Source organism: Candidatus Neomarinimicrobiota bacterium, from assembly GCA_041862535.1.
GTDB lineage: Bacteria > Fidelibacterota > Marinisomatia > SCGC-AAA003-L08 > TS1B11.
Genome location: JBGVTM010000017.1, coordinates 1 through 11,420 on the forward strand (window position 1 = coordinate 1; position 11,420 = coordinate 11,420).

General features: G+C 54.5%; 8 protein-coding genes. All 8 read right to left on the minus strand.

All coding sequences use genetic code 11. The features are described from left to right. Nucleotides 1-1,419 (minus strand): hypothetical protein (locus ACETWG_00705; protein ID MFB0515108.1); only part of this gene is annotated, 1,419 nt, incomplete at its 3' end. Nucleotides 1,420-1,581: 162 nt separating this feature from the next. Next, on the minus strand, nucleotides 1,582-3,369 hold the full coding sequence (locus tag ACETWG_00710) for a glycoside hydrolase family 105 protein (protein ID MFB0515109.1): 1,788 nt from the start codon (nucleotides 3,367-3,369) through the stop codon (nucleotides 1,582-1,584). 77 nt (nucleotides 3,370-3,446) lie between these two features. After that, nucleotides 3,447-5,336, minus strand: coding sequence for a hypothetical protein (locus ACETWG_00715; protein MFB0515110.1), 1,890 nt, complete (start codon nucleotides 5,334-5,336; stop codon nucleotides 3,447-3,449). Nucleotides 5,337-5,764: 428 nt separating this feature from the next. Continuing rightward, nucleotides 5,765-7,477 (minus strand): sodium:solute symporter, encoded by a 1,713-nt coding sequence (locus ACETWG_00720; protein ID MFB0515111.1) that lies wholly within the window; start codon nucleotides 7,475-7,477, stop codon nucleotides 5,765-5,767. 50 nt (nucleotides 7,478-7,527) lie between these two features. Then, nucleotides 7,528-9,333: a beta-glucuronidase gene (gene uidA, locus ACETWG_00725; GenBank protein MFB0515112.1), complete on the minus strand. Its 1,806-nt coding sequence runs from the start codon at nucleotides 9,331-9,333 to the stop codon at nucleotides 7,528-7,530. 19 nt (nucleotides 9,334-9,352) lie between these two features. Continuing rightward, nucleotides 9,353-9,718: a hypothetical protein gene (locus tag ACETWG_00730; protein ID MFB0515113.1), complete on the minus strand. Its 366-nt coding sequence runs from the start codon at nucleotides 9,716-9,718 to the stop codon at nucleotides 9,353-9,355. 185 nt (nucleotides 9,719-9,903) lie between these two features. Then, nucleotides 9,904-10,878 (minus strand): metallophosphoesterase, encoded by a 975-nt coding sequence (locus ACETWG_00735; protein ID MFB0515114.1) that lies wholly within the window; start codon nucleotides 10,876-10,878, stop codon nucleotides 9,904-9,906. 189 nt (nucleotides 10,879-11,067) lie between these two features. Beyond that, nucleotides 11,068-11,420, minus strand: a 353-nt coding sequence (locus tag ACETWG_00740; GenBank protein MFB0515115.1) for a T9SS type A sorting domain-containing protein, incomplete at its 5' end; no start/stop codon positions are given.

Sequence of the window (11,420 nt, forward strand, 5' to 3'; positions counted from 1 at the left end):
CTTGAAATGGCGGTGCCCCAGGGGCGTGATGCCGGTCCAGACATCCCTGAAGTTCTGCATGCTGATTAAGCCGCGCTCCACATAGGTAGGATTACCGTATTCCATAAACAGCATGATGGGATTGGTATCCGAAAACAGTTCCGCAGAATGCTCCACGTCTTCAATTTCCTTCGAATAGCCCCGTTCAAGCAGACCGCTATTCCAGACACCTTCCGCCAGACGTCGAAATCCATGCTGGGCCTTGGGGTCATCGGCACCGAAGATGGCCACAGGCCACCAGCGCAGCATCTCGACATCATCGCCATATTTGCCCCCCATCTCCCCATTTTCGACCTGCCGGTTATCTACCCACCAATGGATCACCTCCATTATGCGACACATGGCCTCCCGCTGCTTAGACGCCCAGAGGGGTGCGCCTTCATTGCCTGGGGAACATTGACTGTCGTGGGGCATCTGCTCACCTAAGTACATGCGCAGCAGCCGATTGCGGGGATATCTGTCTTCGATAAGGCCGAAAAACCACTCGGCTTCCAAGCAGTTATACTCCTCGTGCTGCTCCAGATACAGCCAGTAATGGATCTTTCCCAACAGGTAAGCCGCTCGATCGTAGAGGGGATCACTTTCATCGGCCAGTATCTGACGCAATGCGTCTGATGCCGCCCAAAAGCGATTGAAAATGCTCAAACCGGTTTCCTGGACAGCCCACGACCACCAGCCGATGTCGTAATAATAAGCCGCTTTAAGATACTTCTTCAGCAGGTCCAACTGATTATGCGCTGCCAAGTCTTCAGGGCGCTGGGATACCCTTATCTCGAGGCGGCGGGCCGCTTTTGCCACCGCCGTTGTATCACTCTCCAGCTGAGTCTGGAATTTGATCCGCCGCAGGGCTGTCACTGGTCGCAGCTCGATGGCGTGTAGCCCGACACCGGCGCTGTCACCCCTGACAGCCACATCCAGGTGGCCGCTCGCTACAGTCACGCGCCTGCGAACCGTTCGAAACGGCAGCCGGTACCAGGGAGTTACAATCTGATCGGCGACAGTGCTATTATTGACCCATACTTCCATCACTTTAAGCGTGTCCATACTGCCGTTCCCCAGCGTCACCGTCAGGAAATAGTCACCATCCGGCGCATCAATCCGGAATAAAACCTGGCCAGCTGACAGCACCCCGTCCTCGGTCAGGGCATCGTACGGTTTTATACGGCAGCTGTCGAAAGAGATAGTCGGGGCCGAAAGCCAGCCAAAGCCCCGGTCTTCAGTATATGCGGTCTCAGGGGTCACCTGGACAAAGTAGGCCGCCACTGGCGAGGGGCCGGTACCCATGTCAAACAGGAAATTCTTCCCGACATGGTCCTCAGAAGACCGGCAGGCCTGGAAGGTGTTCAATAACAATATCACCAGCAGGGCAGCGAACCTCATTATGCTACACGATTGCCTCACCGGACTATTCTCCCTTCAGGATCTCAGCTGCTGAGTCCATTCGGCCCATCTCCCGGCACCAGTGAGACCCAGCCGTCAAGTTGATTTTTGTTACCGCCACCCTGTACCTATCAGAATACTCACCAGTCGGCGCTGCTGCCGTCAGTATAGGTGTTCCTGTTGTAATCGGGCGACCTCAATCCCGGCGATGATCATCGATCCTAAGCCCCGGGGATCATGGTCAAAAGTGGGCCGCTCGAAATAAAACGGCAGGCTTTCGCCAATGCCCGTACCGCGGCAGGTCCCGCGAACGGTGCCGTCAGCCGCAACCATGCTTTGAAGGGCCGACCAACCCTTCAGCGCCCGCTCCCGGAAGGACTCAGCGAGCCAACCTTCGCGAATCCCGCGGGCCATCCCCAGCACAAACATGCTGGTGCAGGAGGTCTCCTCGTACGACTCAGGATGATCCAGGACCTGGTGCCACATGCCGCTTTCCGGGTCCTGATACTGAACCAGACCGTCCATGTGGCGGCGGAAAATATCCAATACTGCCGGGTACCTGGGATGGGCCTTTGGTAGCTGGGTGAGGGCTTCAGTCATCGCCCATACCATCCAGCCGTTAGCACGTCCCCAGAAAGCGACTGATCGCTTGCCCGTAGGACCGAACCAGGCATGTTTGAACAGGCCCTTTTCCGCTACGAATAGCCGCTCGGCGAACTGAATCACCTGCCGGGCAGCATCATCAAAATAGGCCGGATCACCGGTCACCCGCGCCATCCGCAATAAATAGGGCACGCTCATGAACAGATCATCGGCCCAGACGGTATACGCCACCGGCTCAGGCCGACAGAAGGTGCCATCCGTCAGGCGGACCTGCCGGTGCGAAATATAGTCGGATATTGGGAACACAAGGGCCTTGTAATTCTCCCCTTCCCCGCGCAGATAGAGCTCCACAAAGGGTAGGGCGGGAGCGCCGGTATCATCGAGCATGGTTCGCCGAAAGAGGCGGTGAAAGCTCCCCCGGAAGGCATGAAGGGATTGGTACTGCCACTTGAAGTAGCTATAGTGCTCCATTATGAAATCACAATAGCGCCGGACGAAGTCGAAATAGTGCCGGTCATTGGAAGCGTCCGCCAGGGCCAGAATGCCAAACATGGTGGCGCCGTGGGCATAGTGCCAGTCGTTGTAGGCCCAGCGCTTGAAATTGCTTGTGAGTTGCCATAGATGCGATGGTCGCGGCACAATCCAGGCAAACTTCCTTTCAGATTCTGTCGCCAGATCACCGGCCATGAATGCGCTCTCGGGTGGATAGACCTGCTCCAGCGCCCGAGCTATGCCACTGCCATTCGGCAATTCGAAGGGGCCCAGACAAAGCCAGTGGGATTCGGTGATCCCTGAATCTACCAGCTGCAGCGAAAAGGATATTGCTTGTTCCTCTCCTCCTTCGGCTGTCAGGGCCTGCAGGAAGAATATCCACGGCCCGCTGCTGGTGACCACCTTAACCAGGATGGGATTGGAGCCCGCCTGCAATTGGGCTTCGAAAGTATCTTGAAAGGCAAAGCGCTCATAGGCGATCTCGGTGAGCGTGGGCGCTCGCGCCCGATCCCAATGGTAGACCAGGTCCGAATTAAGCCATACTTTGATCCCATCGCTGCCGCTGATTCCGAAGGTGATGATCGTGTCACTCACGCTGTGTATTGAGCCCAGGGCATATCCCACGCCCGGCCCAACAGCACCAAACAGACGCCGGAAATCGACAAACTGAATGCCCAGCACAGTTTCCTGTGGGACGAGCTCAAAGTCGAATGTGGTTTCCCTTATAACCCTATCGGCAATCGCTTTCACCACTTCGCGAGGAGTCCGGTGATCGATCCTCTCCCCACACCCGGAGGATAGGAAAGTCCCTACTCCAGTGATCAGATAAATCGTGCATATGAGCCGCCTTTTCATTCTACCGCCCTTCAACCCCTCAGGCTCCTCAGGTAGACCTCAACATTGTTTCACGCCTTCAGTCTTTGCCAGGATTTTCAGAGAATTGAAATCCGATAGGTGACGGTCTGTTCAAACCCGCTCTGGCCTCCAGCCAATTCCAGCGTCACCGGATAGCATTTTAGGGAGGGGAAAGGGTGCCAATAGCGTGATTCCTCACGACCTAATACAATCCGTGCCGCACCTTCCACGATCTCCAGCTTGAATTCTCTTTTACCACCCTGAATGAGAACCGTAAGCGGATCAACCAGCTCAAAGGTCATACCGGACTGCTGCACGAAAGGCTCGATGATCCTTATCGCTGGCTTTCTACCATGGTATCGCAGCTTCACCGATTTCAGTAATCCCTCGTCGAAAATCTCGTGAGTCCAGACATACGCCACACCGCCGGGCAGCCGGTCGCTATTTTTCAACTCACCACCGGTCGAGATGATCGCCGTGGATCGGTCTCCTCTGGAAACGGAAATGCGACCGTCGAACTCGTAGAGGTTGGTATAATAACCGCTGTCGTCCCGGAACTCGATTCTTGGAGTCAGGCAAATGATACTATCCTCCAATTCGGGGAAATGCATGGGTTCCCAGCGGCGGTAGATGGTCTGGCTGGAGGTTTGGAGGAAGCCGTGACCACTTACCCACAGGTTGGAAATAGACCCCCCCGTCGGTCGGTGCATGTACTTGCTCGCGATCCCCTGCTGTAGGTCCTTATAGTTATAGGCCGTAACCGTCGCCATAAAGTTCTCGGACCGGGCCAGGACCACATCAACCGTCGGGAAAAGTCGGGCCCAGCCCACCTGATCCGTCGGGAGCGCAGGCAGCTTTCCGTCCTGCTGTTCACCGAACTCCACGGCGAGCGCCAGGTTCTTGGCCCGAACGAAAGTGGGATATATGCACGGCGGGGTATCGAAAAGATCCCAGAAATGGGGACCATATCCAACCATACTATCCTTCATCATCCCCCGCAGATACGCCAAATTCCGGAGGGCCGCCGTTCGGTACCGCGAATCCACCGGCGTATACAGACTGAATAGTATCTGGCAACCGTCCGCGGTCTTGCTCCCATAGGTGGTCCATTTATTGGAGCGTATCCCCCACGATGCATCCACCGAGCCATCGGGATAGATAAAGGGAAGGTGGTTTGGGAGCGCCTTCTTCACCGCCTCGTCCACCTCCAGGTGATTGGTCAACTTGGCGTATAGACCCAGTCCCCAGAGGGTCATATCGAGGGCATATCCCAGGTCCACACCGTATTTTACTCCCCCGATCCTTCCCCCCTCACCTGTGATGAAGCCGTCTTCGTCCATCTTGGCTACAACCTGTAACGCCAGTTCCTGGGCCTTCTGCGAGTACCGTTCATCGGGAATGATAAGGTTAGTCACAGCCAGCGCCGAGGCCGTCGTTGCACAGTAATTGATACTGGCGAAACGGGGATTCATCACCGCTTCCAGATAGTCCGCCGCTTCTTTAATGGCCTCTTGCCAGGCGCGTCTTTCTTCGCTGGACAAGTATTCCTGAAGAATCGGGAAGGCACACGCCATCATCAGCAGCTGATCAGCCGTGGTTCCGGTCCAGGTTTCTGGCGTTTCGTACCAGGAACCTTCCTCGGTCTGCTGAGTGATGAGCCAATTCCCGGCCGCTATGGCTGTCTCCAGATATTTTTCCTTTCCGCTGTGCCGATAGGCGACGGCGAACGGGTAGACCGCCTCTCCCGCCCGGGTATGCAGCACACTGCACCTGAGACATCTGACGGCGCCAAAATCAGCACTGCTTCGATCTTTAATCTGCAGGTCCACCAGTGCGTCCGTGAGCTGGTAAAGCGTTTCTAATGATTCAGCTTTTATGGAGCCGGTCTGTACTCCCTTCCTACACGAACTACAAACCAGCCCAAATAGGATCAGGAATACCCATAGTCCACCGGTGCTGTATCGCATTTTAAAGCCCTTATGATGATTGCTTATGGAAAAAAAACGACCTCCTGAAGCCCCTGAAATATCTCCAACCCAGTGAGGATCACTTCGTGTACTGTTGCGTAATCTATTTCCGATACCTCGTTCCCGAAGGAGCTGGTTTTCCCAAATACCACTTTCCCTATGGATGGCGCATCACTCTCCCACATAATGGTGATGCCATCGGTTGTCACGTTCTGCAAATAGAGTCCTTTGATAATACCACCTGCCTCCGCCTGACTTCGGCAGCATACAGGCCGGTCAGAATGAGGAGTGCCAGGCACATGCCTGCCGCCCTGAACCTGGACGGATTCCGTATCCCGGACATTAACTGCTGGCCGGCGTGATCCACCACAACACGGTAATAAGAAATGAGCTCTTGGAATTTCATCGCTAGCCCCCTTCTAGTTGCCCTATGAACCGATTCCAGCCAGGATAGACATCAGTGAAATCAATATTAAAACGATAATCCCGGCGCCGATAAATCCAAGTATATCGGTCCGGTATCGCAACCAGGAGAATTTCTTAGGGAGGGAGAACAAGTCGACAATCAGTAGTCCATCCTCGCTATCGCTGCGGGCGAGCAGCTTTTCAACCCACAATCTTCTGGAACTGCGCCCGCTTTTACCTTCAGAAAATCCCTCCAGTTTGATTTCCACACCAGCATCTCGCAGCCGCTGTTCGGCACCCACCGGGGTACTCAAGAGAGTGTAGAATTTGCGCAGTTGCTCCTCCGGCTCCGGCTTGGTTATCCAGCTCACCATAACCATCACCAGCAGCCCGACAGGCAAATAGGCCGCAATCTGATACTGAATGGGCAGGTCAAGATAATTCTGGACATATAAGGCGACGGCAATCATGCTGGCAGCGCTGGCAAAGGCACCATAGCGGTTGGCCCGCTTCCAGATCACACCCACCCAGAAGGCGATGCCCAGGTAGGCCGTCACCTTCCACACTTCCATCAGCCCCCGCACAACGCTGGGGAAACTGAAGGCGAATAAGACACCCCCAGCCACGACGAATAGTGAGGCGATCCTGCCCGTCCGCAGCAAGGTCTTTTCGGAAGCGTCAGAATTGATGTACGGCAGATAAATGTTGCGGGTAAAGAGCGCCGCAGCGTGTACCATGAAGGCATCGCAAGTAGACATGACCGCGGCCAACATAGCTGCGAGCATCAGTCCGACCAAACCCACCGGCAGCAAATTCTTCGCCGCCAGCCCGAAGGCCAGCTCCCGCTCCTCAAACCCCAAGCCCGGAAAGAGAAAGGCGGCAAACACTCCGATAAACGCCCAGCCCATGGTGGCAAACCGCTTGAGAAAATTACCATACGTCCAGCCGGTACGGCAGGCCACCTCCGTCTTCCCCGAACCACCAATAGCCATGTGGTGAGGCTGAACGACCACACCGACCAAGCCATTGACGACAATCATGATGATGAAAAACAAGGTCACTTCCTGGGGTGCCACCAGACTGAACATATGCTCCGGCAGTCCAGCATGGAATGCGCTCATCCCTCCAGCCATGGTAATGGCAAAGGGGATCAGCAGAAAGGACATTACCAGGATCAATACCCCTTGAATGAGGTCGGTAAAAACGGCCGCAATGAGGCCACCTGCAAGACCATAAATCACAAATAGCACCGTGGACACTAGAATAGTGGGTTCCTCAGGTACAGCACCCCCGGTCAGCCCCTCAATCGTCACCCCCGTCCCTTTCAGCATGATACCGATGTCCATGCAAAAATACACAATCCCCATCACGGTGTATAAAATCGCCAGGAAAGAACCATACCGCTCTTGAAAAAAATCGGCCATGGTGACGTATCGCAGCCGACGGTAAATAGGGGCAATGATCCAATAAAAGGGGGTGGAAAACAGCCACATCCACTGATACCAGATACCGGCCAGACCGGTAGTGTATGCGGCTCCGGCTACCGAAACAGGTTGATCGGTGTGCGTGCCGGCACCAAAAGCCTGGGCCACCATCATCACCTTGCCAAAGCGGCGATTGGCCATAAAAAAGTCGTCGGAAGACTTAATCTGCCTGCGGGTCCAGACCCCTAAAACCACAATACCGATGAAGTACGCCAGCAGAACAGCTATATCAAGCGGCGCCATTCCCAGCATACAGTGTTCCTAGTACTCTACCTCGGAGAGATTGAGATCCCTGTTTGCAGCTATAATGAGGATTTCTCGGTGAGAGCCGATTCTGACAGCCAACGCTCGCGGATAGCAAAGGCGGCGGTCTTTGGCTCGCGCTGCCGGTTGAAAATCCCCTTCTTATTTAGAATAATCCGCCGGTGATGCTGGGACGTTCGGAAATCGGCAAAGTTCCAGATGTGTTCGCCGACAATGAAAGGCAGGGAATCAATGACCTCAAAGTATTTCTTGATCAATAGGGTCTGGTATTCCTCAGTGAACATTTGGGGATAGGTGGCATGCTGCCCCTCGAGAGTATCAGCGCCAAATTCGGATAGTAGGATCGGCTTGCGGTATTTTTCATGTAGCGTCTCGAGCTCGCTTTTCAATCGCTCGGCGGCCGTATCGATCTCAACCGGCATTTCATACCAGCCCCAGTAGCGGTTGACCGATACGAAATCTGAATACAGGAAAGCCGGATCTTTGTCCTTGGTCTGGGCACAGGTTGGCAAGGTGATGGGGCGGGAACTATCCAGCTTTCGGGCATGCCGAAAGACTTCCTCCCAATAAGTTTTCGCCTGATCCGAGACCGCTTCCGGTTCGCCCCAAAGGCCCGGCTCGTTGCCTACACTCCAGGCGATTACGGCGGGATGATTCCGGTCCCGGGTGATCAGCTCGGTAAGTGCCCGCTTATGGCTTTCAAGCGTCTTATCGGTCACATACCTGAAATTCAGGCTGACAGCCGGAACCTCATCAATCACCAGAAATCCTAACCGGTCAGCTAGCTGCATGACGCCCTCCGCGTACGGGTAGTGGGATGTGCGGAAGGAATTGGCACCCACCCATTTCATCAACAGGAAATCTTTCACAACCAGGGGATAGGAAATTCCCTTCCCCAGCACGGGGAAATCCTCGTGCTTGCCGAATCCTCGAAGGAAGATAGGCTTACCGTTGAGAAGCAGCCCCGTGTCCGTGACTTCGATCCGGCGGACTCCTACTTCCGACTCATACTCGTCAATAAGCGCGTCTTTCTCTTTCAGCTCCACGCGGAGAGTGTATAGGTGTGGTGATTCAGGAGACCAGAAATGGCAGTCAGGGATAACAAACTCCCCGGTGAAGGTTTGACCGCTTGCAGAGCCGGCACGTTCGGCAACTCGCCGGTCACCTTCCCATAAGGAGACCTGAATGCGGGCAGTATCCAACGCCCCGGTGAAGGATGCTTCGAAAGCGACCCGCCCGGCGGTATCCTCAACACCGGTGTCGATCCGGAGCGTATCCAGGTGCCGCCTGGGCAGTGCCAGAACCTTAACCGGCCGGTGAAGGCCAGCATAAGGAAAGAAATCAAAACTGGTCGGAGGGTAGGTCTGGTCCTGCTGCTTGCGAAAAGCGGCGTAATCCTGGTCAGTCACACCCTGTGGGATCGTATCATGCGTAAGGATATTGTTAACCCTGGCCACCAACACGTTCTTGCCATTGTGATCGACCATATCGGTGATATCGAGCTCAAAGGGCAGGTAACCACCACTGTGCCCACCGGCAGAGATACCGTTCACCCACACTTCGGCGTGATAATCGGCCGAACCGAACCGGACTATGAGCCGTTTCCTTTCCCACTCCCGGGGTAGGCAAAAGTGGGTCTGATACCACACAGATCCCATATAGTTCATCAGCCCCACTTCAGCCAGCTGCTCGTTCCAACTCCCGGGTACACCGACGTAGGTCTCTCCCTGAAATCCCTTCGCCCAGCCATCATCCTGGCCGCGATCGGTGGGATCTACTTTTAATTCCCAGAAGCCGGACAGGTCCAATACGGAACGGTAGCGATTCTGTTGTGGATAGAGCATAGAAAAGAGCCTTTATAACTTACTTGAAACCATCGCCAGCCCCTGCCGCTAGCACTGAGTGGTAGACGGTAATTTCATCTTCTACGGTGGTGTACCCCTTGAAGGCCACCAAACCCTTCCGAGAAATGTGAGGAATGTTGCCGCGGTTCGAGAACCGGGCTTGGGCCGTCTTGCGATACGGGTCAAGTTCATGCGCAAAGTTATTCAATTCCGCACGGAGCGTCACGCTCCTGTGGAGCTGGTCTTCCGGTTGGGTCCTCAGGACCTCATTCATCAATCCCTGGATAATGATACTCGGTTTTTGTATTCCGATGATAAAGGTATTGGCTTGCTTCCTATCGACTGCATTGTTCGTGGTATTCCCTGGCGCGAAAACTGCACCCATCCACCCGATTCGTAAACAGAATCCCGTTCCGGAAGCAGAACTCTAACGTGCCTGCCTTACACGGAAAACCTTTTGCGGCAATCCTCATCCAATCAGGCGGGAGCACTGGATCGATGGTCAAACCAGCCTCGCTGTCTTCAAATCTGATCAAGTCGATCGCAGAGAGAGGTCTCCCGGGAGCGAAATCAGCGTTCGGGTTCCACCCTGCTCTGAATCCAGAAACTATCCGCCACCACCCCATCAATGTCTTTGAAATAAAATCGCGCCAGGTTCGCCTGCCCGTTGACATTGAACTCACCGAACAAGGCGCCGTAGTTGGCATTCTGATCCGAGGTATACGCGCTGGCCCACCAGTCACCGGTGCGCTCCTGATCACGGATGCTTTTACCGCCCAGTCCGCTGACAAACACGAACGAATGGCCTTTATCGATGACCAGCGTATCCGAACGACTGGCGACCGTCTTGTTCATCACATCACTTAACAGATGCGTCCGCTGGTAGGAATGCTCATGAGCGGTGGCAATGATGGCGCCACCTTTTCGTGACTCTTCGTAAACCCCCCAGCCGGTGTCATCAGATTTGTGCCCCAGCTGCATGTCGGTCATATTCTTATGCCAGCCACAAATGCTCCAGATCGAAGGATCCTCCACCAGTTTCGCCTTTATATATTCCGCATGGTTCGAATCGAGTTCTCCCGGGGCAAGCAGCATGATAAACAGGCCCTTGTACTTGAAGGATGATTTCACTCCGAGGTCACCATTCCACGCGATACCGAGTCGAGTGAACCGGTCTTTGATATATTGCTGATAGCCGCCAGGCCCGCTCCACATCTTTTTATCGTGATTTCCGATGCATGTGAAATAAGGGAAATCGCTGCCCAGGACATCGTTGATCATGGCATCCCAGGCGGCCGGATCGTCCTCGTAGTCGATATCGCCCAGGTGCACTACGGCCTGGGTTCCTTCCGATCTGATCAGCTCCAGAACGGCTCGTGGCGCCTCGCCTAAACCCTGATCGCCAATGAAGGCAACTTTGAAATTAACGGGAGTTTTATCTTCCGGCGTTCGGGTGCATGCTACACCGGTAACCAGCAGGACGATGAATATCAATTTCCCAATACCGACAGTTGACTTATTTATTGTTTCCCAGGGACGTTTCATATTGCCTCCGCATATTTTACCCTTATGGAATGACTCACCTGATTATGGTTGTTTTCAAATCGAGATGGTAGAACCGCTGATTCTAATTCATCATACTTTCTGAGAGTGAAGCGGGAGGGAAGTGACTCCCTCCCGCTTTCCTTGGACTCTCATTCGGGACTTTACTTTTCCCCTGTCTTTTACAGCCGCTTACTTCAGCAGAACCATCTTGATGTTGCGGGTATATTCGGGCGTCACCAGCCGTGCAATATACACACCTGAGGGCACCTCGCGACCGTCAGGCAGCTTGCCGTTCCACACAGCCTGCCGATAGCCCGGTTCCATATACCCATCCACCAGTCGTACCACCTGCCGGCCCAGCAGATCATATACCACCAGGGCAACATCCGTTGCCACCGGTAGGTCGTATTTGATGGTGGTAATCGGGTTGAAGGGGTTGGGGTAGTTCTGGGACAGGGCAAATTCCGTCGGTAATTCTGAACCTGCCACTACACCAACAATCTCGCTGAACGTCGCCGTGATGCTCTTGTCTGCATCAACAG

Coding starts and splice junctions, on each gene's coding strand:
- ACETWG_00710 (MFB0515109.1), bottom strand. CDS start 3,369: ATGAAAAGGCGGCTCATATGCACGATTTATCTGATCACTGGAGTAGGG.
- ACETWG_00715 (MFB0515110.1), bottom strand. CDS start 5,336: ATGCGATACAGCACCGGTGGACTATGGGTATTCCTGATCCTATTTGGG.
- ACETWG_00720 (MFB0515111.1), bottom strand. CDS start 7,477: ATGCTGGGAATGGCGCCGCTTGATATAGCTGTTCTGCTGGCGTACTTC.
- uidA (MFB0515112.1), bottom strand. CDS start 9,333: ATGCTCTATCCACAACAGAATCGCTACCGTTCCGTATTGGACCTGTCC.
- ACETWG_00730 (MFB0515113.1), bottom strand. CDS start 9,718: ATGGGTGCAGTTTTCGCGCCAGGGAATACCACGAACAATGCAGTCGAT.
- ACETWG_00735 (MFB0515114.1), bottom strand. CDS start 10,878: ATGAAACGTCCCTGGGAAACAATAAATAAGTCAACTGTCGGTATTGGG.